This is a genomic window from Acidovorax sp. (genome assembly GCF_047607405.1).
In the GTDB taxonomy this organism is placed as follows: domain Bacteria; phylum Pseudomonadota; class Gammaproteobacteria; order Burkholderiales; family Burkholderiaceae_C; genus Acidovorax.
Genome location: NZ_JASGDA010000057.1, coordinates 1 through 24,113 on the forward strand (window position 1 = coordinate 1; position 24,113 = coordinate 24,113).

24 protein-coding genes are annotated in these 24,113 nt (G+C 67.3%); 18 read left to right on the forward strand and 6 right to left on the reverse strand.

What is annotated here, in order from left to right; translation table 11 throughout:
* Positions 1 to 709, forward strand: a 709-nt coding sequence (locus QM569_RS06905) for a TonB family protein (RefSeq protein ID WP_414986490.1), incomplete at its 5' end; no start/stop codon positions are given.
* A 109-nt stretch (positions 710 to 818) separates the two neighbouring features.
* On the opposite strand, the gene QM569_RS06910 is transcribed toward QM569_RS06905, so the two are convergent.
* Entirely contained in the window at positions 819 to 2,165 is a 1,347-nt protein-coding gene (locus QM569_RS06910; RefSeq protein WP_414986491.1) for an MFS transporter, read from the reverse strand.
* Between the two features lie 152 nt (positions 2,166 to 2,317).
* Here QM569_RS06910 and cyoA point away from each other — a divergent pair, with 152 nt between their 5' ends.
* The 7 genes from cyoA to QM569_RS06945 all read left to right on the forward strand — a co-directional run bounded on the left by cyoA (position 2,318) and on the right by QM569_RS06945 (position 8,899).
* The gene (gene cyoA / locus QM569_RS06915) at positions 2,318 to 3,304 is read left to right on the forward strand and encodes a ubiquinol oxidase subunit II (protein ID WP_414986492.1); all 987 of its coding nucleotides are present in this window, start codon (positions 2,318 to 2,320) and stop codon (positions 3,302 to 3,304) included.
* Between the two features lie 97 nt (positions 3,305 to 3,401).
* Positions 3,402 to 5,342, forward strand: a complete 1,941-nt coding sequence (gene cyoB / locus QM569_RS06920; protein ID WP_414986513.1) for a cytochrome o ubiquinol oxidase subunit I — start codon at positions 3,402 to 3,404, stop codon at positions 5,340 to 5,342.
* Positions 5,335 to 5,949 (forward strand): cytochrome o ubiquinol oxidase subunit III, encoded by a 615-nt coding sequence (gene cyoC, locus QM569_RS06925; protein WP_414986493.1) that lies wholly within the window; start codon positions 5,335 to 5,337, stop codon positions 5,947 to 5,949. The genes cyoB and cyoC overlap by 8 nt, the downstream gene beginning before the upstream one ends.
* Positions 5,950 to 6,306, forward strand: a complete 357-nt coding sequence (cyoD, locus tag QM569_RS06930; RefSeq protein ID WP_414986494.1) for a cytochrome o ubiquinol oxidase subunit IV — start codon at positions 5,950 to 5,952, stop codon at positions 6,304 to 6,306.
* Positions 6,303 to 7,037 (forward strand): SURF1 family protein, encoded by a 735-nt coding sequence (locus QM569_RS06935; RefSeq protein WP_414986495.1) that lies wholly within the window; start codon positions 6,303 to 6,305, stop codon positions 7,035 to 7,037. Before cyoD ends, QM569_RS06935 begins: the two co-directional genes overlap by 4 nt.
* The gene (locus QM569_RS06940) at positions 7,034 to 8,341 is read left to right on the forward strand and encodes an ATP-binding protein (protein ID WP_414986496.1); all 1,308 of its coding nucleotides are present in this window, start codon (positions 7,034 to 7,036) and stop codon (positions 8,339 to 8,341) included. The genes QM569_RS06935 and QM569_RS06940 overlap by 4 nt, the downstream gene beginning before the upstream one ends.
* Positions 8,342 to 8,347: 6 nt before the next feature.
* Positions 8,348 to 8,899 carry a response regulator transcription factor gene (locus QM569_RS06945; RefSeq protein WP_414986497.1) on the forward strand — a complete coding sequence of 184 codons (552 nt, stop codon included), beginning with the start codon at positions 8,348 to 8,350 and terminating at the stop codon, positions 8,897 to 8,899.
* A gap of 99 nt (positions 8,900 to 8,998) precedes the next feature.
* On the opposite strand, the gene acnB is transcribed toward QM569_RS06945, so the two are convergent.
* Genes acnB through QM569_RS06965 form a run of 4 tightly spaced genes read right to left on the reverse strand, consistent with a single transcriptional unit; the run spans position 8,999 to position 14,222 of the window.
* The gene (acnB, locus tag QM569_RS06950) at positions 8,999 to 11,590 is read right to left on the reverse strand and encodes a bifunctional aconitate hydratase 2/2-methylisocitrate dehydratase (protein ID WP_414986498.1); all 2,592 of its coding nucleotides are present in this window, start codon (positions 11,588 to 11,590) and stop codon (positions 8,999 to 9,001) included.
* 57 nt (positions 11,591 to 11,647) lie between these two features.
* Positions 11,648 to 12,199 carry a hypothetical protein gene (locus QM569_RS06955; RefSeq protein ID WP_414986499.1) on the reverse strand — a complete coding sequence of 184 codons (552 nt, stop codon included), beginning with the start codon at positions 12,197 to 12,199 and terminating at the stop codon, positions 11,648 to 11,650.
* Positions 12,200 to 12,223: 24 nt separating this feature from the next.
* Positions 12,224 to 13,219, reverse strand: coding sequence for an HpcH/HpaI aldolase/citrate lyase family protein (locus QM569_RS06960; RefSeq protein WP_414986500.1), 996 nt, complete (start codon positions 13,217 to 13,219; stop codon positions 12,224 to 12,226).
* A 16-nt stretch (positions 13,220 to 13,235) separates the two neighbouring features.
* Complete coding sequence (locus QM569_RS06965) at positions 13,236 to 14,222, reverse strand: malate dehydrogenase (RefSeq protein ID WP_414986501.1); 987 nt, start codon at positions 14,220 to 14,222, stop codon at positions 13,236 to 13,238.
* 163 nt (positions 14,223 to 14,385) lie between these two features.
* Here QM569_RS06965 and QM569_RS06970 point away from each other — a divergent pair, with 163 nt between their 5' ends.
* The 9 genes from QM569_RS06970 to QM569_RS07010 all read left to right on the forward strand — a co-directional run bounded on the left by QM569_RS06970 (position 14,386) and on the right by QM569_RS07010 (position 22,049).
* Complete coding sequence (locus QM569_RS06970; protein WP_414986502.1) at positions 14,386 to 15,147, forward strand: GntR family transcriptional regulator; 762 nt, start codon at positions 14,386 to 14,388, stop codon at positions 15,145 to 15,147.
* A 136-nt stretch (positions 15,148 to 15,283) separates the two neighbouring features.
* Complete coding sequence (sdhC, locus tag QM569_RS06975) at positions 15,284 to 15,718, forward strand: succinate dehydrogenase, cytochrome b556 subunit (protein ID WP_414986503.1); 435 nt, start codon at positions 15,284 to 15,286, stop codon at positions 15,716 to 15,718.
* A gap of 34 nt (positions 15,719 to 15,752) precedes the next feature.
* Positions 15,753 to 16,118, forward strand: coding sequence for a succinate dehydrogenase, hydrophobic membrane anchor protein (sdhD, locus tag QM569_RS06980; RefSeq protein ID WP_414986504.1), 366 nt, complete (start codon positions 15,753 to 15,755; stop codon positions 16,116 to 16,118).
* Between the two features lie 34 nt (positions 16,119 to 16,152).
* A complete protein-coding gene (sdhA, locus tag QM569_RS06985; RefSeq protein WP_414986505.1) occupies positions 16,153 to 17,958 on the forward strand; it encodes a succinate dehydrogenase flavoprotein subunit in 1,806 nt (601 codons plus the stop codon).
* A 33-nt stretch (positions 17,959 to 17,991) separates the two neighbouring features.
* On the forward strand, positions 17,992 to 18,693 hold the full coding sequence (locus QM569_RS06990; protein ID WP_414986506.1) for a succinate dehydrogenase iron-sulfur subunit: 702 nt from the start codon (positions 17,992 to 17,994) through the stop codon (positions 18,691 to 18,693).
* Positions 18,694 to 18,703: 10 nt separating this feature from the next.
* A complete protein-coding gene (locus QM569_RS06995) occupies positions 18,704 to 19,015 on the forward strand; it encodes a succinate dehydrogenase assembly factor 2 (RefSeq protein WP_414986507.1) in 312 nt (103 codons plus the stop codon).
* A gap of 47 nt (positions 19,016 to 19,062) precedes the next feature.
* A complete protein-coding gene (locus QM569_RS07000; protein ID WP_414986508.1) occupies positions 19,063 to 20,373 on the forward strand; it encodes a citrate synthase in 1,311 nt (436 codons plus the stop codon).
* Positions 20,374 to 20,489: 116 nt separating this feature from the next.
* Positions 20,490 to 21,686 carry an MFS transporter gene (locus QM569_RS07005; RefSeq protein WP_414986509.1) on the forward strand — a complete coding sequence of 399 codons (1,197 nt, stop codon included), beginning with the start codon at positions 20,490 to 20,492 and terminating at the stop codon, positions 21,684 to 21,686.
* A gap of 96 nt (positions 21,687 to 21,782) precedes the next feature.
* Entirely contained in the window at positions 21,783 to 22,049 is a 267-nt protein-coding gene (locus QM569_RS07010) for a metal/formaldehyde-sensitive transcriptional repressor (protein ID WP_414986510.1), read from the forward strand.
* Between the two features lie 46 nt (positions 22,050 to 22,095).
* Here QM569_RS07010 and QM569_RS07015 read toward each other — a convergent pair whose 3' ends face one another.
* Positions 22,096 to 22,995 carry a LysR family transcriptional regulator gene (locus QM569_RS07015; protein WP_414986511.1) on the reverse strand — a complete coding sequence of 300 codons (900 nt, stop codon included), beginning with the start codon at positions 22,993 to 22,995 and terminating at the stop codon, positions 22,096 to 22,098.
* A 94-nt stretch (positions 22,996 to 23,089) separates the two neighbouring features.
* Between QM569_RS07015 and mdlC the strand changes: the two genes are divergently transcribed.
* On the forward strand, positions 23,090 to 24,113 hold a 1,024-nt coding region (gene mdlC / locus QM569_RS07020), incomplete at its 3' end, for a benzoylformate decarboxylase (protein ID WP_414986512.1).

Genomic DNA, 24,113 nt, shown 5'->3' on the forward strand with positions numbered 1-24,113 from the left:
GGAGCCGCCGCCCCCCCCCCCTGCGCCTGAACCCGAGCGCGCGCCCGCCCCGCCGCCCCCACCGCCACCGCGTGCGGCAGAGCCGCCCGACACGCGCGAGGCCGACATCGCCATCGAGCGCGAGAAAAAACGCCTGGAACGCGAGAAGCGCGAACGCGAGCGCAAAGAAGAAGAGCGCCGCGAACGCCTGGAGCAAGAAAAGAAGGAACGCCTGCAAAAAGAAAAGGAGCAGCGCGAGAAGCAGCTCGCCGAGCAGAAGAAAGCCGAGCAGGACAAGCAGGAAAAGCAAAAGAAACTGGCGGAAGACAAGCGCAAGGCGGCCGAGGCCGAGGCCCGGCGCATCGAGCAGGACCGCCAGGCCAACCTGCGCCGCATGCAGGCCATCGCGGGCGCCACGGGCGGCGAGACCGCCACGGGCACGGCGCAGCGCAGCGCGGGCCCTTCGGGCAGCTACGGCGGCAAGGTGGCGGCCAAGGTGCGGCCCAACATCGTCTTCCCCGACGCCATCGACGGCAACCCGTTGGCCGACGTGGAAGTGCGCGCCGCGCCGGACGGCACCATCACCAGCGCGCGCATCGTCAAATCCAGCGGTAACAAGGCCTGGGACGATGCCGTGGTGCGTGCCCTGCAGAAGACCGAGACGCTGCCGCGCGACGTGGACGGCCGCGTGCCGTCTTCGCTGGTGATCGGCTTCCGCCCCCGGGATTGAGCTATCAAAAAGAGAGCTGCTTGCGCCGATCCAGCCTTGGTTTCAGATAGAAAACTATCTGAAACCATTGCCAATCAAGCGCCAGCAGCTCCTGATACGATAGCAGCCTTCAATCCCTCTGCTGCTGCTCGAACCGCCGGTTGATGCGCAGCGCGCCCAGCGTGCAGACCACGCCCGACAGCAGGTACAGCGACACGGCCACCAGTCCGAAGCGGGACGACAGCCCCAGCGCCACCAGCGGCGCGAACGCGGCGCCAATCAGCCAGGCTATGTCGGTGGACAGTGCCGCGCCCGTGTAGCGGTAGTGCGTGGAGAAGTTGGACGTGACCGTGCCCGACGACTGCCCATACGACAGCCCCAGCAGCACGAAGCCCAGCAGCAGGAACATGGTGCTGCCCACCTCGCCCGCGTTGAGCAGCGCGGGCGCCATGAAGCTGAACACGCCGATCGCCACCGCCATGCCGCCCAGCAGCTTGCGCCGCCCCAGGTGGTCGGACAGCCAGCCCGAGATCATGATGGCCCCGGCCGCCAAAAAGGCGCCGACGATCTGCACGCCCAGGATCTGCGTCGCGGGCTGGTCGGAGTGCAGCGTGATCCACGACAGCGGGAACACCGTGACCAGGTGGAACAGCGCAAAGCTCGCCAGCGCGGCGAAGGCGCCCAGCAGCACGTTGCGGCCCTCGTCGCGCATGACGCGGGTCACGGGCTCGGGCTGCAGGTCGCGCTCGTCCAGCAGCTCGACGTAGGACTGCCCCACCACCAGGCGCAGCCGCGCGAACAGCGCCACCACGTTGATCGCGAAGGCCACGAAGAACGGATAGCGCCAGCCCCAGGCCAGGAACTCCTCGGCGGTGAGGCTGCCGTACAGGTAGGCGAACAGGCTGGCCGCGAGCACGAAGCCCACGGGCGCGCCAAGCTGGCCGATCATGGCGTACCAGCCGCGCCGGTTCTTCGGGGCCGTCATCGCCAGCAGCGAGGGCAGACCGTCCCACGAGCCGCCCAGCGCCAGCCCCTGCCCGATGCGCAGCACCAGCAGCGCCACGATGGCGACCACGCCCACGTCCTTGTACGACGGCAAAAAGGCCATGCCCACGGTACACACGCCCAGCAGGAACAGCGCGATCGTCATCTTGGTGCCGCGCCCCCACCGCCGCTGGATGGCCATGGAGATGGCCGTGCCGACCGGGCGCACCACGAAGGCCACGGACAGCAGGGCGAAGGACAGCAGCGTGCCGTCCAGCCGCGACTGGAAGGGGAACAGCAGGTACGGGAAGACGAGCACGCAGGCGATGCCGAAGACGAAGAAGTCGAAGTATTCGGACGAGCGCCCGATGATCACGCCCACGGCGATCTCGCCGGGCGTGACCTCTTCATGCGTTTGGGCCCGCGCAAGAGAAGCGGCGCTTTCTTCGGCAAAGCCGCCTGCGGGGCGGGCGGCGGAGGCGGGGCTGGACATAAAACGGGCTCCTTGTCGTTGACCTGACTGGACATGGATTGTTCTACAAGCCGGTCTGAAATGCGATGATTTGACCCTGGACAAAATGTCCTATCGACAAAAAAGACAGGGCGATTACATTGGCAGGGCTATTGTTATCGGCGTTTACCCGCATGACCCACACTCCTCCCCTCCTGCGCGCCGCCTGCGCCTGCCTGGCGGTGGCTGCCCTGGCTGGCTGCAGCAAGGCCGTCGTGCTCAACCCGGCGGGCGACGTGGCCGCCCAGCAGGGCCACATGGTCGTGCAGGCCACGCTGCTGATGCTGATCATCATCGTGCCCGTCATCGCCCTGGTGCTGTGGTTCGCCTGGAAGTACCGCGAAGCCAACCCTGCCGCCGACGAGGACTACGACCCCGACTGGCACCACTCCACCACGCTGGAGCTGGTGATCTGGACGGTGCCTCTGCTGATCATCATCGCCCTGGGCGCGCTGACCTGGATCGGCACGCACAAGCTCGACCCGTACCGACCGCTGGACCGCATCGCGGCGGACAAGCCGCTGGAGGAGCAGTCCACCCCGCTGGAAGTGCAGGTGGTCGCCATGGACTGGAAGTGGCTGTTCTTCTACCCCGAGCAGGGCATCGCCACCGTGAACGAGCTGGCCGCGCCGGTGGACCGGCCCATCCTGTTCAAGCTCACGGCCACGTCCACCATGAACGCCTTCTACGTGCCCGACCTGGCCGGCATGATCTACGCCATGCCCGGCATGCAGACGGAGCTGAACGCGGTCATCAACCGGCCTGGCGTGTTCCCTGGCATGAGCTCGCACTACAGCGGCCACGGCTTCTCGGGCATGACCTTCAAGTTCCACGGCCTCGCCCAAGCGGACTTCGACCAGTGGGTCGCCAAGGCCCGCGCCGAGGGCCAGCCGTTGACCAAGGCCGCCTACCTGCAACTGGAAAAGCCCAGCGAGCGCGACCCGGTGCGGCGCTTTTCGCGCGTGGAATCGGGCCTGTACGACAAGGTGCTGAACCGCTGCGTGGCCGACGGCACCGTGTGCATGCACCACCAGATGGCACAGGACGCCGCCCGCGCCGCCGCGCCAAAGCCCGCCGCTGCCGCCCCGCAGGCGCAAGGCCACGAACACGCGCACCACTGAACGACAGCCACCGACCGACCAGAGACCGCCAATGTCCACCGCACCCGCAACCGCCAACCACTGGGCCCTGGGCCGGATCACCTGGGACTCCATCCCCATGGCGCACGAGCCCATCGTCCTGTGGACCTTCGTCGCCACCGTGCTGCTGGGCCTTGCGCTGCTGGCCGCCATCACCCGGTTCCGCCTCTGGGGCCCGCTGTGGCGCGACTGGCTGTGCAGCATCGACCACAAGCGCATCGGCATCATGTACATGGTGCTGGGCATCGTGATGCTGCTGCGCGGCTTTGCCGACGCGGCCATGATGCGCCTGCAGCAGGCCATGGCCTTCGGCGAGAACCTGGGCTACCTGCCGCCGCACCACTACGACCAGATCTTCACCGCGCACGGCGTGATCATGATCTTCTTCGTGGCGATGCCGCTGGTCACGGGCCTCATGAACTACATCGTGCCGCTGCAGATCGGCGCGCGCGACGTGTCGTTCCCGTTCCTGAACAACTTCAGCTTCTGGATGACCACGGGCGGGGCCGTGCTGGTGATGCTGTCGCTGTTCCTGGGCGAGTTCTCCACCTCGGGCTGGCTGGCCCTGTCCAACCTGGGCGCCCAGCCGCCGGGCGTGGGGCTGGACTACTACATCTGGGGCCTGCAGGTGGCGGGCGTGGGCACCACGCTGTCGGGCATCAACCTCATCGTCACCATCATCAAGATGCGCGCGCCGGGCATGAACCTCATGAAGATGCCCGTGTTCACCTGGACGGCGCTGTGTACCAACGCGCTCATCGTCGCCACCTTCCCGGTGCTGACTGCCGCGCTGCTGCTCATGAGCCTGGACCGCTACCTGGGCATGCACTTCTTCAGCAACGACTTCGGCGGCAACGCCATGCTGTACGTGAACCTGATCTGGATCTGGGGCCACCCCGAGGTGTACATCCTCGTGCTGCCCGCGTTCGGCGTGTTCTCCGAGGTCGTCGCCACATTCAGCCGCAAGCGCCTGTTCGGCTACACCTCCATGGTCTATGCCACGGTCTGCATCACCATCCTGTCGTACCTGGTGTGGCTGCACCACTTCTTCACCATGGGCTCGGGCGCGAGCGTGAACACCTTCTTCGGCATCACGACGATGATCATCTCGATCCCGACGGGCGCCAAGATCTTCAACTGGCTGTTCACCATGTACAAGGGCCGCATCCGCTTCGAGCTGCCCATGATGTGGACGGTCGCCTTCATGGTGACCTTCGCCATCGGCGGCATGACCGGCGTGCTGCTGGCCGTGCCGCCGGCGGACTTCGTGCTGCACAACAGCCTGTTCCTGATCGCGCACTTCCACAACGTCATCATCGGCGGCGTGGTGTTCGCCATGTTCGCGGCCATCAACTACTGGTACCCCAAGGCGTTCGGCTACAGGCTCGACGTGTTCTGGGGCAAGGTCTCGTTCTGGTGCTGGCTGGTCGGCTTCTGGGTGGCTTTCACGCCGCTGTACGCGCTGGGCCTCATGGGCGTCACGCGCCGCGTCAGCCACTTCGAGGACCCGTCGCTGCAGATCTGGTTCGTCATCGCCGCCATCGGCGCGGCCATCGTGGGGCTGGGCATCGCCGCCTTCGTGGTGCAGCTCGCGGTGAGCTTCTGGCGGCGCCACGCGCTGCGCGACGAGACCGGCGACCCCTGGGAAGGTCGCACGCTGGAATGGGCCACCTCGTCGCCCCCGCCGCAGTACAACTTCGCCTTCACCCCCGTGGCGCACGAGATCGACGCCTGGTGGGACATGAAGCGCCACGGCTACCAGCGCCCGCTCAACGGCTTCGCGCCCATCCACATGCCCGCCAACACCGGCGCGGGCGTGGTGATCGCGGGCCTGTCCACGCTGCTGGGCTTCGCGCTGATCTGGCACATGTGGCCGCTCGCCATCGCCGCGTTCGCGGCCACCGTGCTCGCGGCCATCGTCCACACCTTCAACTACCAGCGCGACTACTACATCCCGGCTGCGCAGGTCGCAGCCACGGAAGAAGCCCGCACCCATCAACTCGCCCGCGCCCATGCCTGACATGCAAACCGCACTGCCCTCGCGCGAGTACCACCTCGCGCACGAACCGCACCCCGAGAACGGCACCGCCCTGGGCTTCTGGCTCTACCTGATGAGCGACTGCCTCATCTTCGCCGCGCTGTTCGCCAGCTACGGCGTGCTGGCGCGCAACTATGCGGGCGGCCCCACGGGCGCCGAGCTGTTCGACCTGCCGCTGGTGGCGGTGAACACCGCCTTCCTGCTGCTGTCGTCCATCACCTTCGGCTTCGCCATGCTGCAAAAGCAGCAGGGCAAGGTGGGCGGCACGCTGGGCTGGCTGGCCGTCACCGGGCTGTTCGGCCTGGGCTTCTTGTCACTGGAGCTGTACGAGTTCTCGCACCTCATCCACCAGGGCGCGGGGCCGCAGCGCAGCGCCTTCCTGTCGGCCTTCTTCACGCTGGTGGGCACGCACGGGCTGCACGTCACCTTCGGCCTGGTCTGGCTGGTGGTGCTGATGGTCCAGATCGCCCAGCGCGGCCTGATCCACGAGAACCAGCGGCGCCTGATGTGCCTGTCCATGTTCTGGCACTTTCTGGACGTGGTCTGGATCGGCGTCTTTACCTTCGTCTATCTCATCGGAGTGCTTTGAATGAGTACGCATGAACATGAACACGGCGACAGCGGCCCGCACAGCACCTTCTCGGGCTACATGACGGGCTTCGTGCTCTCGGTCATCCTCACCGCCATCCCGTTCTGGCTGGTCATGTCCAGGACCATCACCGACCGCAATACCGCCGTGCTGGTGCTGGGCGCCTTTGCCGTGGCGCAGATCCTGGTCCACATGGTCTGCTTTCTGCACATGAACGGCAAGCTCGAAGGCGGCTGGACGCTGCTGTCCACCATCTTCACCGTGGTGTTCGTGGCCATCGGCATCAGCGGCACGCTGTGGGTCATGTTCCACATGAACGCCCACATGATGCCCGTCCACCCCACGCCCACGCCTTGACCGCGCGCGCCCGGCTGCCACAGGCCGTGCTCGCGCTCGCGGGCATCGCGCTGTTCCTGGGTTTCGTGGCGCTGGGCACCTGGCAGGTCGAGCGCCGCGCCTGGAAGCTGGCGCTGATCGAGCGCGTGGAGCGGCGCGTACACGCCACCCCCATGGCACCACCGCCCGCCAGCCAGTGGCAGCAGGTGAGCACAACCGGCCATGAATACCTGCCCGTCGCGCTGCAAGGCCGCTGGCTGGACGGCAAGACGGTGCTGGCGCAGGCCGTGACCGAGCTGGGCGCGGGCTTCTGGGTCGTCACGGCGCTGGAGCAGGCCGACGGCACGCAGGTGCTGGTCAACCGCGGCTTCGTGCCGCAGGCGCAGCGCGCCCAGTGGCTGGCCGCCGCGCCACCCCCAGGCCCCGCCGCCGTGCAGGGCCTGCTGCGCATGAACGAGCCAGGCGGCGGCTTCCTGCGCGCCAACGACCCCGCGCAGCAGCGCTGGTATTCGCGCGACGTGGCGGCCATGGCCCAGGCACTGCAACTGCCGCGCGCAGCCCCCTTCTTCGTGGATGCGGGCCTGCCCGGCACCGCGCCAGACGCTGGCTGGCCACGCCCGGGCCTGACGGTCGTCCACTTTCGCAACACACACCTGGTCTATGCACTTACCTGGTACAGCCTGGCGCTGATGGTTGCGGCAGCGTTCTGGTATGCGGCTCGCCACGAACGCCGCCAACGCCCCACCCCATGAGCACCCGCCCCGCCACCGCCCCCGAGCGCAGCCCGCGCTCCGCCGACGCTGCGGCGGGCCTCAAGAACCTGCAGCAGCTCATCCAGTTGCGCTGGATCGCCGTCGTGGGGCAGGTCTTCACCATCGAGCTGGCGCACTACAGCCTGGGCCTGGCGCTGCCGCTGCGCGAGCTGCTGCTGGTGGTGGGGTGCCTGGCGGTGTTCAACATCGTCAGCCTGCTGCGCCTGCGCACGGGCCTGGCGGTGCGCAACGTGGAGCTGTTCCTGGCGCTGCTGATCGACGTGGCCGTGCTCACCGTGCAGCTCTACCTGAGCGGCGGCACGGGCAACCCCTTCGTCTTCTTGTACCTGCTGCAGATCACGCTGGGCGCGGTGCTGCTGCGCGGCGCGTACATCTGGACCATCGTGGCCGCCACCGTGGCCTGCTTCGGCGCACTGGCCCGCTACCACCTGCCGCTGGATCTGCCGCAGGATCTGCACGAGGGCCTGCCCACGCTGTACGTCACAGGGCTGCTGGTGTGCTTTGCGCTCAACGCCACGCTGGTGGTGGTGTTCATCACGCGCATCAGCCTGAACCTGCGCGAGCGCGACGCCCGCCTGGCCGACGCGCGTAGGCGCCGGGTGGAAGAGGAACACATCGTGCGCATGGGCCTGCTGGCCTCGGGTGCGGCGCACGAGCTGGGCACGCCGCTGGCCACGCTGGCCGTGATCCTGGGGGATTGGCAGCACGACGCGCAGCTCAAGGCCAGCGCCCCGTTGCAGGAAGACATCGCCGAGATGCAGGCCCAGGTACAGCGCTGCAAGAGCATCGTGAGCGGCATCCTGCTCTCCGCAGGCGAGACGCGCGGCGAAGCCTCGGTGCCGACCACCGTGTGCAGCTTCGTCGATGCCCTGGCCCGGGAATGGCGCCACACGCGCTCGCTGCCCCGCTTCGACTACCGCAACGACTTCGGTGCCGACACGCCCATGGTGTCGGACACCACGCTGCAGCAAATGGTTTTCAACGTGCTGGACAATGCGCGCGACGCCTCGCCCCACTGGGTGGGCATGCGCGTGACACGCGATGGCGAAGCCCTGCGCATCACCGTCACCGACGCAGGCCCCGGCTTCGCGCCCGGCATGCTGGAGCGGCTGGGCACGCCCTACCAGTCCACCAAGAACCGCCCGGGCGGCGGGCTGGGCCTGTACCTGGTGCTGAACGTGGCGCGCACCCTGGGCGGCAGCGTGACGGCGCGCAACCGCCCCGAGGGCGGCGCCGAGGTCACCATCGAACTGCCCCTGGCGGCGGTCGCACACCCGGGCTGATCGACCATGGAAACCCAAGACGAACCACCCCAACGCCTGCTGCTCATCGTCGAAGACGACGACGCCTTCGCGCGCACGCTCACCCGCTCCTTCGAGCGGCGCGGCTACCGCGTGCTGCGCGCAGCCAGCCTGCCCGACACCGAGGCCCTGCTGGCGCAGCACACGCCCGGCTACGCGGTGGTGGACCTCAAGCTCAAGGGCGAAGCCTCGGGCCTGGCCTGCGTGCAGAAGCTGCACGCGGCCAGCAGCGACATGCTGATCGTGGTGCTGACCGGCTACGCCAGCATCGCCACCGCCGTCGAGGCCGTGAAGCTCGGCGCCTGCCACTACCTCGCCAAGCCGTCCAACACCGACGACATCGAGGCCGCCTTCGGCCTGAAGGCGGGCAACACCGAGGTGGAGCTGACCCACCGCGCCAGCTCCATCAAGACGCTGGAGTGGGAACACATCCACGCGGTGCTGGCCGAGACGGGCTTCAACCTCTCCGAAGCCGCCCGCCGCCTGGGGCTGCACCGGCGCACGCTGGCGCGCAAGCTGGAGAAAAAACAGGTCAAATAGGCCGCTGGCGCTTATCTATAAAGTGCTGAATGCTACTCATTCGATAGCAAAAACAAAACCCGCCGAAGCGGGCTCTGTTTTTCTCCGGGGCAGCGCACTTCAGGCCGCCACGCCCTTGGCGACTTCCGCGTATTCCTCGATCTGGTCGAAGTTCATGTAGCGATAGACGCTGGCCTTGTCCGCGTCGATGATGCCCATTTCCTTGAGGTATTCCTCCTTGGTGGGCAACTTGCCGATGCGCGAAGCGATGGCAGCGAGTTCTGCGCTGCCCAGGAACACGTTGGTGTTCTTGCCCAGGCGGTTGGGGAAGTTGCGAGTGCTGGTGCTGATGACCGTCGCGCCCTCGCGCACCTGCGCCTGGTTGCCCATGCACAGCGAGCAGCCGGGCATTTCGGTGCGCGCACCGGCGGTGCCGAACGCCGCGTAGTGGCCTTCCTTGATCAGCTCGTTCTGGTCCATCTTGGTGGGCGGCGCGACCCAGAGCTTGACGGGGATGTCGCGCTGGCCGCCCAGCAGCTTGGCCGCCGCGCGGAAGTGGCCGATGTTGGTCATGCACGAGCCGATGAAGGCTTCGTCGATCTTGGTGCCCGCCACTTCGGACAGGAACTTGGCGTCGTCCGGGTCGTTGGGGCAGCAGACGATGGGTTCCTTGATGTCGGCCAGGTCGATCTCGATCACGGCGGCGTATTCGGCGTCCTTGTCGGCTTCGAGCAGCTCGGGCTTGGCGAGCCAGGCCTCGACCTTCTCGATGCGGCGTTGCAGCGTCTTGGCGTCCTGGTAGCCGTCGGCGATCATGTTCTTCATCAGAACGATGTTCGAGGTCAGGTACTCCTTGATCGGCTCGGGGTTCAGCTTGATGGTGCAGCCTGCGGCGGAGCGCTCGGCGGAGGCGTCGGAGAGTTCAAACGCCTGCTCCACCTTCAGATCGGGCAGGCCCTCGATTTCAAGGATGCGGCCCGAGAAGATGTTCTTCTTGCCTGCCTTGGCCACCGTCAGCAAACCGGCCTTGATGGCGTACAGCGGAATCGCGTGTACCAAGTCGCGCAGCGTGACGCCCGGTTGCAGCGTGCCCTTGAAGCGCACCAGCACCGACTCCGGCATGTCCAGCGGCATCACGCCCGTGGCGGCGCCGAAGGCCACGAGGCCGGAGCCTGCGGGGAAGCTGATGCCGATGGGGAAGCGCGTGTGCGAGTCGCCGCCCGTGCCCACGGTGTCGGGCAGCAGCAGGCGGTTGAGCCACGAATGGATCACGCCGTCGCCCGGGCGCAGGGCCACGCCGCCGCGGTTGCTGATGAAGGCGGGCAGTTCGCGGTGGGTCTTCACGTCCACGGGCTTCGGGTAGGCGGCGGTGTGGCAGAAGGACTGCATCACCATGTCGGCGGAAAAGCCCAGGCAGGCCAGGTCCTTCAGCTCGTCGCGGGTCATGGGGCCGGTGGTGTCCTGGCTGCCCACGGTGGTCATGCGCGGCTCGCAGTAGGTGCCGGGGCGAATGCCCTGGCCTTCGGGCAGGCCGCAGGCGCGGCCGACCATCTTCTGCGCCAGCGTGAAGCCTGCCTTGGATTCGGCAGGCGCTTGCGGCAGGCGGAACGCGGTGGATGCGGGCAGGCCCAGGAACTCGCGCGCCTTGGCGGTGAGCGAGCGGCCGATGATGAGGTTGATGCGACCGCCGGCGCGCACTTCGTCCAGCAGCACCTCGCTCTTGAGCGCGAAGGACGCGACTTCAGCGCCGTTCTTGAGCAGCTTGCCGTCGTAGGGCAGCACGTCGATCACGTCGCCCATCTCCAGCTTGGACACGTCCACCTCGATGGGCAGCGAGCCCGAGTCCTCTTGCGTGTTGAAGAAGATGGGGGCGATCTTGCCGCCCAGCGTGACGCCGCCGAAGCGCTTGTTGGGCACGAAGGGAATGTCCATGCCCGTGGCCCAGATGATGGAGTTGGTGGCGGACTTGCGGCTGGAGCCGGTGCCGACCACGTCGCCCACGTAGGCGACCAGGTGGCCCTTCTTCTTCAGGTCTTCGATGAACTGCATGGGGCCGCGCTTGCCGTCTTCCTCGGGCTTGAAGGCCGCGTCGGGACGGGTGTTCTTCAGCATCGCCAGGTAGTGCAGCGGGATGTCGGGGCGGCTCCAGGCGTCGGGCGCGGGCGAGAGGTCGTCGGTGTTGGTTTCGCCAGGCACTTTGAAGACGGTGACGGTGATCTTTTTCTCGACCTCGGGACGGCTGGTGAACCACTCGGCGTCGGCCCAGGACTTCATTACCTCTTGCGCCTTGGCGTTGCCCGACTTGGCCTTGGCGGCCACGTCGTTGAAGAAGTCGAACATCAAGAGCGTCTTCTTGAGCGCCTCTGCCGCGACGCCCGCCACGTCGGCGTCGTCCAGCAGTTCAATCAAGGGGTGTACGTTGTAGCCGCCCACCATCGTGCCCAGCAGCTCGGTGGCCTTGGCCTTGGAGATCAGGCCCACCTGGATGTCGCCGTGCGCCACGGCGGCCAGGAACGATGCCTTGACCTTGGCGGCATCGTCCACGCCCGGGGGCACGCGGTGCGTGAGCAGGTCGAGCAGGAAGGCTTCCTCGCCAGCAGGCGGGTTCTTGATCAGCTCGATCAGCTCGGCCACCTGCGAGGCAGTGAGGGGCAGCGGCGGGATGCCAAGCGCGGCGCGCTCGGCGACGTGGTCACGGTAGGCTTTCAGCATCATTTTTCTCCGGTTGCTTTCTAAAGTGGGGCGTTGGCGCAGGCGGCGCTTCTATTGTTACTTGAGCGGCTCCAGCACGCTCACGGGCGGGTTCTTCTTGATGGCCTCGGCCACCAGCGTCTGCTCGGGGCTCATGCATTCATCGGCCAGGCGCTGGCCGAGCTTCTGGTTCATGAGCATGGATTTGTTGGCGATCTGCAGCCAGACGGCGCCGCCTTTGGCGTCTTCCAGGCGCACGGTGCCGGTGGTGGTGGCCACGGGCGACATGTAGTACTTGAAGCCCTTGCCTTCGACGTGGAAGCGGCCTGGCGACGCCGCGTCGGCCGTGACCGTGACGAAGGCGCCCAGCTCACAGGGCATGCGGCCCACGTGGACGCGCTCGGCAATCGCCAGTTCCTCGGGCGTGAGCGCCGCATCGGCGGCGGCGGTGCCCGCAGCCACCTGGCCCGTACTGCTGCGCGTCTGCGTGCGGCTGCTGGCCGGTGGGGCCTTGGCAACCGCAGCCTTCTTGGCGGCGGTCTTGGCAGCAGCAGGCTTGGCGGGCGTTTGCTGCGCAAGGGCGATGGCCGGGGCCAGCAGCATCAGGGCGGAGACGGCAAAGAGTTTCATGGTGAAGTCCTGCATGAAAGAGGTTCAGGAAAAGGCAGCCGGTTCAGCAAACCACCGCTGCACGGCGGCAGGCAGCGCACGCCCTGTGCTGTGGGCGCGCTCCAGCACCTGCCAGTAGAAGCGGTAGCTGGCCCGGTCATGCAGCGTACCATCAAAACTGATCGGAGCCCAATCAGCATCTGCGGCAGCAGCTATTATTTTGGAAGCATTTTCAATGTCTTCCTGCAAGGGCGCAAAGGCTTGCAGGATGGGGCGGATCTGCGCCGGATGGATGCTCCACATGCGCGTGTAGCCCAGTTCGTTGGCGGCGCGGCTGGCAGCGTCCTGCATGGCCGCCGTGTCGGTGAACTCGGTCACCACGCAGTGCGACGGCACCTTGCCGTGCGCATGGCAGGCCGCCGCGATCTCCAGCTTGGCGCGCACCACCAGCGGGTGCGCAAACTGGCCCGCCGAGGTCATGCCCCGCGCGGGGATGGCGCCGCCATGGGCCGACACGAAGTCCATGAGGCCGAAGCTCAGGCTCTGCACGCGGGGGTGGGCCGCGATCTCGAACGCCTGCCGCACGGCGGCGGGCGATTCGATGAGCACGTGCAGCGGCACGCGCGCGGTGGATGCGCGGTCCAGCGCGCGCTCGGCCTGGAGCACGTCGTCCACCGACTCGACCTTGGGCACCATGACGTGGCAGAGCCGGTGCCCGGCCTCGCCAGCGATGGTGGCCACGTCATTGGCGAAGGCGGGGTGGTCCACCGGGTGGACGCGGGCCGCCACGCGGGCGCCGGGCGCGGCCTGCAGGGCCAGTTGGGCCACCAGCCGCGCGTGCTGCGCCTCCAGGCCGACGGGGGCGCCGTCCTCACAGTCCAGCGTGACATCAAAAACGCAGGTGCCGAACTCCTGCGCCATCTCGGCCTGCAGTTGCAGGCTCTTGCGCATGCGCGCTTCCACGCCGCTGTAGTGGTCGCAGACGGGCAGAGAACCCGTCCGGGCCTGGGCGCCCAGCAGCACGTCGCGCGGATGGGACATCGGCTTGGCCTGCGGCTTACAGCAGGTGCTTGACGCCGTCCTGCTCGCCCTGCAGCTCGGCCAGGGTCTTGTTGATGCACTCTTGCGAGAAGGCGTCGATGGGCAGGTCCTTGACGATGGTGTACTTGCCGCCTTCGCAGGTGACGGGGTAGCCGAACATCACGTCCTTGGGGATGCCGTATTCGCCGTTGGACGGAATGCCCATGGTGACCCACTTGCCGTTGGTGCCCAGGGCCCAGTCGCGCATATGGTCGATGGCAGCGTTGGCAGCCGAGGCAGCCGACGACAGCCCGCGCGCGGCGATGATGGCCGCGCCGCGCTTGCCCACGGTGGGCAGGAACACGTTGGCGTTCCAGTCGTGGTCGTTGATGGTGTCCTTGACAGACTTGCCGTTCACCGTGGCGAAACGGTAGTCGGCGTACATGGTGGGCGAGTGGTTGCCCCACACGGCCAGCTTCTCGATGTCGCCCACGGCGCAGCCGATCTTGGCAGCGATTTGCGAGGCAGCGCGGTTGTGGTCCAGGCGCAGCATGGCGGTGAAGTTCTCGCGCGGCAGGCTGGGGGCCGACTTCATGGCGATGTAGGCGTTGGTGTTGGCGGGGTTGCCCACCACCAGCACCTTCACGTTGCGGCTGGCCACCTTGTCCAGCGCCTTGCCCTGGGCGGTGAAGATCTGCGCGTTGGCGGCCAGCAGGTCGGCGCGCTCCATGCCGGGGCCGCGCGGGCGGGCGCCCACGAGCAGGGCGTAGTCGGTGTCCTTGAACGCCGTCAGCGGGTCGCTGTGGGCCTCGATGCCTGCCAGCAGGGGGAAGGCGCAGTCTTCCAGCTCCATGATCACGCCCTTGAGCGCGTTCTGGGCCTTCTCGTCGGGGATTTCGAGCAGTTGCAGGATGACGGGCTGGTCCTTGCCCAGCATTTCACCCGAGGCGATGCGAAACAGCAGGGCGTAACCAATTTGGCCAGCGGCGCCGGTGACGGCCACGCGAACAGGCTTCTTGCTCATGTGAAAACTCCAGGAAGTGAAGGAAAAGACAGAGGGTGATGGAGCCCAAGCACCTGCTTCCGTTACCGGCAGCCCGCGCCCCGCAAAACAGTGGACGAGTGTACTGCCGATTCAGGCCGCCGGTCAATTTGTCTTATGTCTTATATAAGATATGATTGCCGCCATGTCCTCCCTTCCCATCGCCGCCGACAGCCCTGCGACACCAGCGTTCAGCCCGCTGTACCAGCAGATCAAGGGGCTCATCCTGCAAAGCCTGCAAGCGGGCGAGTGGAAGCCTGGCGAAGCCATCCCCAGCGAGATGGAACTGGCCGCGCGCTTTCGCGTGAGCCAGGGCACGGTGCGCAAGGCCATCGACGAGCTGGCCGCCGAGAACCTGGTGATGCGCCGCCAGGGCAAGGGCACCTTCGTGGCGACGCATGCCGAGCAGCACGTGCAGTACCGCTTCCTGAAGCTGCTGCCCGACTCCGGCGACGCCCGCGTGGAAGGCCCGGCCCAGCGCCGCGTGGTCGAGTGCCGCCGCGTGCGCGCCAGCGCCGACGTGGCGCGGGCGCTCGCCTTGCGCAGCGGCGACGCCGTGATGCAGGCCAAGCGCATCCTGTCGTTCGCAGGCGTGCCCACCATCCTCGAAGACATCTGGCTGCCCGGCCAGGCGTTCAAGGGCCTCACCGCCGAGCTGCTGGCCGGCTACCAGGGGCCGACCTACGCCATGTTCGAGCTGGATTTCGGCGTGCGCATGGTGCGCGCCGAGGAGAAGCTCCGCGCCGTGCTGCCCGACGAGGAACAGGCGCGGCTGCTGGACGTATCAACCGCCACGCCGCTGTTGAGCGTGGAGCGCATCGCCTACACCTACAACGACGTGCCCATGGAGCTGCGGCGCGGCCTGTACCGCACCGACACCCACCACTACCGCAACGAACTGAGCTGACGCCAGGCTTGCAGGCGATGGACAAAGGGCAACAATTACGCCGCGATCGCCCCCTTGCTTGTTGCATTGCAATAGAATTTTGGGCTGTCCGCCCTCTCCCAATTACAAAGCAGTTACATCCACGAAAGCACACGACATGACAGAACTAGCCAAGAAACGGCCTGAATTCCGCAACATCAATGCCTTCAAGGACCTGACCACGTACCGGATGACCCCTGCGGCCTGGGTTTCCATCCTGCACCGTGCGAGCGGCGCCATCATGTTCCTGCTGCTGCCTTTCGTGATCTGGATGTTCGACACCTCGGTATCGTCCGAAATCTCCTTCGGTCGGTTCAAGGCCGTGTTCAATGCAGGCGTGGGCTTCGTGCCCGGCTGGTTCGTCAAGCTCGTGGCGCTGGCGCTGATCTGGGCGTACCTGCACCACTTCACCGCGGGCCTGCGCCACCTGTGGATGGACGTGGACCACCATTCCGTGAACAAGCAGTTCGGCAAGACTTCCGCCGTGGTGACCCTGGTGCTGAGCATCGGCCTCACGCTGATCCTGGGCGCCAAGCTCTTCGGCCTGTACTGAACGGCAATAACAAAGAAAGAAAAGGAACCCCACCATGTCCGTGAATTACGGCTCCAAGCGCACCGTGACTGGCGCCCACTACGGTATCCGCGACTGGCTGGCCCAGCGCGTGACGGCAGTCCTGATGGCGCTGTTCACCATCGTCGTGCTCGCCCAGTTGATCTTCACCAAGGGCCCCATCGGCTACGACGCGTGGGCAGGCATCTTTGCCGCCCAGTGGATGAAATTCCTCACCTTCGCCGTCTTCGTGGCCATCGCCTGGCACGCCTGGGTGGGCCTGCGCGAAATCTTCATGGACTACATCAAGCCCGTGGGCATCCGCCTGGCGTTGCAGGTCTTCGCCATCGTCTGGCTGGTCGGCTGTGCCGGCTGGGGCATCCAGGTTCTGTGGCGTCTCTGATGGGTCATCCCCCCGCGATTGAAGGCAAAAAACAATGAGCTATACCAAAGCGAATATTTCCAAGCGCAAGTTCGACGTGGTCATCATCGGGGCCGGTGGCTCCGGCATGCGCGCCTCGCTCGAACTCTCCCGCGCGGGCCTGAACGTGGCCTGCCTGTCCAAAGTCTTCCCCACCCGCTCGCACACCGTGGCCGCGCAGGGCGGCGTGTCCGCCTCGCTGGGCAACATGAGCGAGGACAACTGGCACTACCACTTCTACGACACCATCAAGGGCTCGGACTGGCTGGGCGACCAGGACGCCATCGAGTTCATGTGCCGCGAGGCGCCCAACGTGGTGATCGAGCTGGAACACTTCGGCATGCCGTTCGACCGCAACCCCGACGGCACGATCTACCAGCGCCCCTTCGGCGGCCACACGGCCAACTATGGCGAGAAGCCCGTGCAGCGCGCCTGCGCGGCCGCTGACCGCACGGGCCACGCCATGCTGCACACGCTGTACCAGCAGAACGTGAAGTCCAAGACCAACTTCTTCGTCGAATGGATGGCGCTGGACCTGATCCGCAACACCCAGGGCGACGTGGTCGGCGTGACGGCGCTCGAACTCGAAACCGGCGACCTGTACGAGCTGCAGGCCAAGGCCGTGCTGCTGGCGACCGGCGGCGCGGGCCGCATCTTCGCGGCCAGCACCAACGCTTTCATCAACACCGGCGACGGCCTGGGCATGGCCGCGCGCGCGGGCATTCCGCTGCAGGACATGGAGTTCTGGCAGTTCCACCCCACCGGCGTGGCGGGCGCGGGCGTGCTGCTGACCGAAGGCTGCCGCGGCGAGGGCGCCATCCTGCTCAACAGCAACGGCGAGCGCTTCATGGAGCGCTATGCGCCCACGCTGAAGGACTTAGCCCCGCGCGACTTCGTCTCCCGCTCCATGGACCAGGAGATCAAGGAAGGCCGTGGCTGCGGCCCGAACAAGGACTACATCCTGATGAAGCTCGACCACCTGGGCGCGGACACCATCCGCAAGCGCCTGCCCTCGGTAGAAGAAATCGGCCACAACTTTGCCAACGTGGACATCACCAAGGAGCCGATTCCCGTGGTGCCCACCATCCACTACCAGATGGGTGGTATTCCCACCAACATCCACGGCCAGGTCGTGGTGCATGACGGCGTGCAGAACAAGGTGGTGGGCGGCCTGTACGCCGTGGGCGAATGCTCCTGCGTGTCGGTGCACGGCGCCAACCGCCTGGGCACCAACTCGCTGCTCGACCTGCTGGTGTTCGGCAAATCGGCGGGCAAGCACATCGTCGAATTCGTCAAGGGCTCGGGCGAGCACCTGCCGCTGCCCGCCGACGGCGCGGACCGCACGCTGGCCCGCCTGAACCAGTTGCAGGACTCCACCGGCGGCGAATACGCGCAGGCCATCGCGGGCGACATCCGCGCCAGCATGCAGCAGCACGCGGGCGTGTTCCGCACGCAGGCGGGCATGGACGAGGGCGTGGTCAAGATCAACGCCATCCGCGAGCGCGTGGGCAGCGTGACGCTCCAGGACAAGTCCAAGGTCTGGAACACGGCCCGCATGGAAGCGCTGGAAGTGGACAACCTCATCGAAGTGGCGCAGGCCACGATGACCTCGGCGGCAGCCCGCAAGGAATGCCGTGGCGCGCACACGGTCTATGACTACGAGCACCCCGCCGACCACCCCGACTTCCCGCTGGGCCGCAACGACAAGGAGTGGATGAAGCACACGCTGTGGCACAGCGCGGACAACAGCCTCACCTACAAGCCGGTCAACCTCAAGCCCCTGACGGTGGACAGCGTGCCGCCCAAGGTCCGCACGTTCTGACGACCCCGCAGCCTCACGACGAGAGAGAACAACATGAAGCGCACCTTCCAAATCTACCGCTACGACCCCGACAAGGACGCCAAGCCCTACATGCAGACCATCGAGATCGAACTCGACGGCCATGAGCGCATGCTGCTGGACGCGCTGGTCAAGCTCAAGGCGCAAGACCCGTCGCTGTCGTTCCGCCGCTCGTGCCGCGAGGGCGTGTGCGGCTCGGACGCCATGAACATCAACGGCAAGAACGGCCTGGCGTGCCTGACGAACATGAACACCCTCAAGGGCACCATCGTTCTCAAGCCCCTGCCCGGCCTGCCCGTGATCCGCGACCTGATCGTGGACATGACGCAGTTCTTCAAGCAGTACAACTCCATCAAGCCCTACCTCATCACCGAGGACCTGCCGCCCGAGAAGGAGCGCCTGCAAAGCCCCGAGGAGCGCGAGGAGCTGAACGGCCTGTACGAGTGCATCCTGTGCGCGAGCTGCTCCACGAGCTGCCCGAGCTTCTGGTGGAACCCCGACAAGTTCGTGGGCCCCGCCGGCCTGCTGCAAGCCTACCGCTTCATCGCCGACAGCCGCGACGAGGCCACGAGCGCGCGCCTGGACAACCTCGAAGACCCGTACCGCCTGTTCCGCTGCCACACCATCATGAACTGTGTCGATGTGTGCCCCAAGGGCTTGAACCCGACGCGCGCCATTGGCAAGATCAAGGAATTGATGGTGCGCCGCACCGTCTGAGGCTTTCCCGATGACCGACGCCTCCACCCTCGACGCTCCCGCACCGTCCGCTCTGCTGGACGAGCGCGAGCGCGCCAAGCTGCACTGGCGCTGCCGTCGCGGCCTGCTGGAGAACGATCTGTTCATCGAGAACTTCTTCACCCGCTTTGGCCCGACTCTTGCATGGCGCCATGCCCAAGGCATGAACACCCTGATGGATCTGGCCGACAATGACCTTCTGGACTTGCTGCTCAAGCGCCGCGAGCCCGAAGGCCCCCTCGATACAGAAGAAGTGCGCGAAGTGCTCGGCATGCTGCACCTCAGTGGCGGCGCGGCGAAATAACAAGCCCCTCCCCGGAATCCCGGCAACCTACCCCAAGGAAAGTACCAATGAAGCTAGCTGATAACAAAGCCACTCTGTCGTTCAGCAACGGCAGCCCCAGCGTGGAACTGCCGGTGTACCAGGGCAGCATCGGACCGGACGTCATCGACATCCGCAAGCTGTACGCGCAAACGGGCATGTTCACCTATGACCCGGGCTTCCTGTCCACGGCGGCCACCCAGTCGGCCATCACCTACATCGACGGCGACAAGGGCGAGCTGCTGTACCGCGGCTACCCCATCGAGCAGCTCGCCACCCAGTGCGACTACCTCGACACCTGCTACCTGCTGCTCAACGGCGAACTGCCGGGCGAGGCGCAGCGCAACACCTTCCACAAGGTGGTGACCAACCACACCATGGTCCACGAGCAGATGCAGTTCTTCCTGCGGGGCTTTCGCCGCGACGCCCACCCCATGGCCGTGCTGACCGGCCTGGTGGGCGCCCTGTCGGCCTTCTACCACGACAGCACGGACATCAACAACCCGCAGCACCGCGAGATCGCCGCCATCCGCCTGATCGCCAAGATGCCCACGCTGGTCGCCATGGCCTACAAGTACGGCGTGGGCCAGCCCTTCATGTACCCGCACAACGACCTGTCCTACGCGGGCAACTTCCTGCGCATGATGTTCGGCACGCCCTGCGAGGAGTACAAGGTCAACCCCGTGCTGGAGCGCGCGCTGGACCGCATCTTCATCCTGCACGCCGACCACGAGCAGAACGCCTCCACCTCCACGGTGCGCCTGTGCGGCTCGTCGGGCACCAACCCCTTCGCGGCCATCGCGGCCGGCGTGGCCTGCCTGTGGGGCCCCGCCCACGGCGGCGCCAACGAAGCCTGCCTGAACATGCTGGAAGAAATCCAGGCCATGGGCGGCGTGGCCAAGGTCGGCGAGTTCATGGAGAAGGTCAAGGACAAGTCCTCCGGCGTCAAGCTCATGGGCTTCGGCCACCGCGTGTACAAGAACTACGACCCCCGCGCCAAGCTCATGCAGGAGACCTGCAACGAGGTGCTGGCCGAGCTGGGCCTGGAGAACGACCCGCTGTTCAAGCTCGCCAAGGAGCTGGAGAAGATCGCCCTGGAAGACGACTACTTCGTGCAGCGCAAGCTCTACCCGAACGTGGACTTCTACTCCGGCATCGTGCAGCGCGCCATGGGCATCCCCGTGAACCTGTTCACCGGCATCTTCGCGCTGGCCCGCACCGTGGGCTGGATCGCCCAGCTCAACGAGATGATCGCCGACCCCGAGTACAAGATCGGCCGCCCCCGCCAGCTCTACACCGGCGCATCCCGCCGCGACGTGCCGCCGCTGGCCCAGCGCTGATCGCCCGGCCCGCGCCACCCGCCCAAGCCCGCAGGCCCTGCCTGCGGGCTTTTTTCATTCCTGCATTCGCAACAAATGAGACTGGTTATCATTTGACGAGTACTACCAGGAATCCCATGCCAACCCTTCCCGGACCCGAAACTCCCGGAACATCCGCCCCCGCGTTCAGCATGAAGCCGCTGATGTTCGAGACCTTCACCTGCACGCTGACGATGATGTCCTTCGTCGCGCTGATCGGTCCCATTGCCCGCGTGCTGGGGCTGGCGCCCTGGCAGGCCGGGCTGGCCGTCACCGTGGGCGGCGTCACCTGGGTGCTGTTCGCCCGTAGCTGGGGGGCTGCCAGCGACCGGCGGGGCCGCCGCCGCGTCCTGCTGCAAGGCGTGGGCGGGTTTGCGCTGGCCTACGCCGCGCTCTGCGCCTTCATGGTGGCGGCGCTGCGCCATCCGCCGCCGGTCTGGCTGGCCTTTGCGGGCGTGGTGGCGTTGCGCGGCACGGCGGGGGGCTTTTATGCCGCCGTGCCCGCCACGGGCGCAGCGCTGGTGGCCGACCACGTGGCGCCCGACCGGCGCGCGGGCGCCATGGCGACCCTGGGCGCGGCCAGCGGCGTCGGCATGATGGCAGGCCCCGGCATCGCGGGGGCATTGGCCGCGCACAGCCTGGAACTGCCGCTGCTCATCACGGCGCTGCTGCCCTTCATCGCGCTTGGCGTCATGTGGCGCTGGCTGCCGCGCGCCGAGCGCCACGCGGCGCCCGATGCCGCCACGCTCAGGATCACCGACGCGCGGCTGCGCAGACCCCTGGCGGTGGCCTTCGCGGCAATGTTCAGCGTCGCCATCGCACAGGTCGTGGTGGGCTTCTTCGCGCTCGACAGGCTGCACCTGGACGCCGCCGCCGCAGCGCGCGCCGCGGGCATGGCGCTGACGGTGGTGGGCGTGGCGCTGATCCTGGCCCAGCTGCTGGTGCGCAGCCTGGGCTGGCCGCCGCATCGGCTGATCCGCATCGGCGGCGTGGTGTCGGCCATGGGCTTCGGGTCGCTGCTGTTCGCCCATACGCAGGCCGCGCTGTGGGGCGGCTATTTCGTCGCGGCGGCAGGCATGGGCTGGGTGTTCCCCTCCGTGACCGCCCTGGCCGCCAACGCCGTGCAGGCCCACGAGCAGGGCGCCACGGCGGGCACCGTGGGCGCGGCCCATGGCCTGGGCATGATCGCCGGGCCGCTGGTGGGCACGCTGGTCTATGACATCGACCCCGGGGCGCCGTATGCGCTGATCGCGGTGCTGCTGGCGCTGGCGGCGCTGTGGCCAGGTCGCAAATAGCCACATACTATCCCCCAGTAAAGAAAAATTTCATACATCCAGCGCGTGACCATAGCCAGGATGTCTTTTATACTCATATCCAGTATCCAATCAGCCATGCCCCGAACCGCCGAAGACAAGCATCGCGCCATCACCCGCCTGCGCCGCATCCGGGGCCAGGCCGAGGCGCTGGAGCGGGCGGTCGAGGCGGGCCACGGGTATGCCCCCGTTCTTCAGCAGCTTGCCGCGCTGCGGGGCGCCGTGCATGGCCTGATGGCCGACCTGCTCGACAGCCACCTGCGCGAGACCCTGGCGCAGCAGCCCGCCCCGTCACCCCAGGCGGTGGACGAAACGCTGGCGCTCCTGCGCTCGTACCTGAAGTAATGGAGCCGCCCCCTGGTCGGCCCGACGCGCGGCGCACAGGGCTCTGCTATTCCTTGAAAAGACTTTCGATGAGCCCGCGCATCCACTGGTTGCCAGGGTCGGCCTCGAAGCGGCGGCTCCAGTGCAGCGCCACGGTGAAATCGCGCAGCGGCAGCGGCGGCTCGATGAGGGCGTAGCCGCCGTCGGCGGCGAAGGTGCGCGCGATGTTGCGCGGCATGACGACGGCGAGGTCGGTGCCGCGCACGATGGACGGCAGCACCATGAAGTGCTCGGTGGTCAGGCGCAGGCGGTCGTGCAGTTGCAGCATCTCCAGGATGCGCAGCGTGTCCGAGTGCGTGCGCACCGCGACGAACTCCAGTTGCCGCAGGTCCTCAAGCAGCGCCTGCGCGCTGCGGCGGCGGCGCGCGAACGGGTGGCCCGCGCGCAGCAGCACCACGTAGCGGTCCTTGATGAGCTGCACGCGCTGCGTGTCCTTGACCGTGGGCAGAAAGCCGAACGCGAAGTCGATGCGCCCGCTGTCGAGCCGCTGGGCGATCTCGCCGCGCGGCACGGGCAGGGTCTCCAGCCGCACGCCGGGCGCCTCGCGGCGCAGCGCCACCACCAGGTCGGGCAAGAAGCGGCCCTCGCCGATGTCGCTCATGTGGATGCGAAAGACCTTGCGCGACGCCTGCGGGTCGAACAGCGCCGATTCGTTGAGCGCCTCTTCGAGCAGGCCCAGCGCGCTGCGCACGGCGTCGGCCAGGCGGTCGGCCTTGGGCGTGGGCTCCACGCCGCCGCCCGCGCGCACGAACAGCGGGTCCTTGATCAAGAGGCGCAGCCGCGTCAGCGCCTGGCTGGCGGCGGGCTGGGTCAGGTCCAGCAGCTCGGCCGCGCGGCTCACGCTGCGCGTGCGATAGACGGCGTCGAACAGCCGCAGCAGGTTCAGGTCGATGTCCTTGATATGCATTGAATGAATACTGCTTAGTCGATTCATTTTATTGATGGATGGCGCGCGCAGTCCGAAGATCGGCCCCCTCTTCTTCAGAACAGGCCCTTGCGCGATGCCCCAGCCCCTCATCACCACCCCCGCCCGCCCCACCGTGCGCGAGGCCGTGCTGGGCCTGCTGCGCGGCTTTGGCATCGACACCATCTTCGGCAACCCCGGCTCCACGGAGCTGCCGCTGTTCCTGGACTTCCCGGACGACTTCCGCTACGTGCTGGGCCTGCAGGAATCGGTGGTGGTGGGCATGGCCGACGGCTACGCGCAGGCCACGCACAACGCGGCCTTCGTGAACCTGCATTCGGCGGCGGGCGTGGGCCATGCCATGGGCGCCATCTTCACGGCGCACAAGAACCGCGCGCCGCTTGTCATCACGGCGGGGCAGCAGGCGCGCTCCATCCTGCCGTTCGAGCCCTTCCTGTACTCCGGGCAGGCCACCGAGCTGCCCAAGCCCTACGTCAAGTGGAGCATCGAGCCCGCCCGCGCCGAGGACGTGCCCCTGGCCATCGCCCGCGCCTACTACACCGCCATGCAGCAGCCGCGCGGGCCGGTGCTGGTGTCCATTCCGGCGGACGACTGGGACAAGCCCTGCGACGCCCCGCTGCCGCGCACCGTGAGCACCGCGCAGCGGCCCGAGCCCGCCGTGCTGGACGCCATCGGCGCCGCGCTGGACGCATCGCAGCGGCCCGTGTTCGTCGTCGGCGCCGCCGTGGACCGCGACCGCGCCTGGGACGACGTGCTGGCGCTGGCCGAGCGGCACAGCGCCGCCGTCTGGATCGCGCCCATGTCGGGCCGCTGCGGCTTTCCGCAGGACCACCGCCTGTTCGCGGGCGTGCTGCCCGCCATGCGCGAGAAGATCGTCGCGCTGCTCGGCGGCCACGACCTCGTGTTCGCGCTGGGCGCCGCTGCCTTCACCTACCACGTGGAGGGCTTTGGCCCGCACGTGCCGCCGGGCGCGCGGCTGGTGCAGCTGATCGACGACCCCGGCACCGCCGCCTGGACGCCCGAGGGCACGTCGGCCGTGGGCAGCATCCGCCTGGGCGTGCGCGACCTGCTGGCCCGCCCCGCGCCCGCGCCGCGCGCCC

Excerpts from the sequence above, each read along its gene's own strand:
- sdhD (WP_414986504.1), top strand. The coding sequence starts at position 15,753 with ATGTCCGTGAATTACGGCTCCAAGCGCACCGTGACTGGCGCCCACTAC.
- QM569_RS07010 (WP_414986510.1), top strand. The coding sequence starts at position 21,783 with ATGCCCCGAACCGCCGAAGACAAGCATCGCGCCATCACCCGCCTGCGC.
- QM569_RS06945 (WP_414986497.1), top strand. The coding sequence starts at position 8,348 with ATGGAAACCCAAGACGAACCACCCCAACGCCTGCTGCTCATCGTCGAA.
- acnB (WP_414986498.1), bottom strand. The coding sequence starts at position 11,590 with ATGCTGAAAGCCTACCGTGACCACGTCGCCGAGCGCGCCGCGCTTGGC.
- QM569_RS06910 (WP_414986491.1), bottom strand. The coding sequence starts at position 2,165 with ATGTCCAGCCCCGCCTCCGCCGCCCGCCCCGCAGGCGGCTTTGCCGAA.
- cyoB (WP_414986513.1), top strand. The coding sequence starts at position 3,402 with ATGGCGCACGAGCCCATCGTCCTGTGGACCTTCGTCGCCACCGTGCTG.
- QM569_RS07015 (WP_414986511.1), bottom strand. The coding sequence starts at position 22,995 with ATGCATATCAAGGACATCGACCTGAACCTGCTGCGGCTGTTCGACGCC.
- sdhA (WP_414986505.1), top strand. The coding sequence starts at position 16,153 with ATGAGCTATACCAAAGCGAATATTTCCAAGCGCAAGTTCGACGTGGTC.
- QM569_RS06960 (WP_414986500.1), bottom strand. The coding sequence starts at position 13,219 with ATGTCCCATCCGCGCGACGTGCTGCTGGGCGCCCAGGCCCGGACGGGT.
- QM569_RS06995 (WP_414986507.1), top strand. The coding sequence starts at position 18,704 with ATGACCGACGCCTCCACCCTCGACGCTCCCGCACCGTCCGCTCTGCTG.
- sdhC (WP_414986503.1), top strand. The coding sequence starts at position 15,284 with ATGACAGAACTAGCCAAGAAACGGCCTGAATTCCGCAACATCAATGCC.
- cyoA (WP_414986492.1), top strand. The coding sequence starts at position 2,318 with ATGACCCACACTCCTCCCCTCCTGCGCGCCGCCTGCGCCTGCCTGGCG.
- QM569_RS07005 (WP_414986509.1), top strand. The coding sequence starts at position 20,490 with ATGCCAACCCTTCCCGGACCCGAAACTCCCGGAACATCCGCCCCCGCG.
- QM569_RS06955 (WP_414986499.1), bottom strand. The coding sequence starts at position 12,199 with ATGAAACTCTTTGCCGTCTCCGCCCTGATGCTGCTGGCCCCGGCCATC.
- QM569_RS06940 (WP_414986496.1), top strand. The coding sequence starts at position 7,034 with ATGAGCACCCGCCCCGCCACCGCCCCCGAGCGCAGCCCGCGCTCCGCC.
- QM569_RS06970 (WP_414986502.1), top strand. The coding sequence starts at position 14,386 with ATGTCCTCCCTTCCCATCGCCGCCGACAGCCCTGCGACACCAGCGTTC.
- cyoD (WP_414986494.1), top strand. The coding sequence starts at position 5,950 with ATGAGTACGCATGAACATGAACACGGCGACAGCGGCCCGCACAGCACC.
- QM569_RS06990 (WP_414986506.1), top strand. The coding sequence starts at position 17,992 with ATGAAGCGCACCTTCCAAATCTACCGCTACGACCCCGACAAGGACGCC.
- QM569_RS07000 (WP_414986508.1), top strand. The coding sequence starts at position 19,063 with ATGAAGCTAGCTGATAACAAAGCCACTCTGTCGTTCAGCAACGGCAGC.
- QM569_RS06965 (WP_414986501.1), bottom strand. The coding sequence starts at position 14,222 with ATGAGCAAGAAGCCTGTTCGCGTGGCCGTCACCGGCGCCGCTGGCCAA.
- cyoC (WP_414986493.1), top strand. The coding sequence starts at position 5,335 with ATGCCTGACATGCAAACCGCACTGCCCTCGCGCGAGTACCACCTCGCG.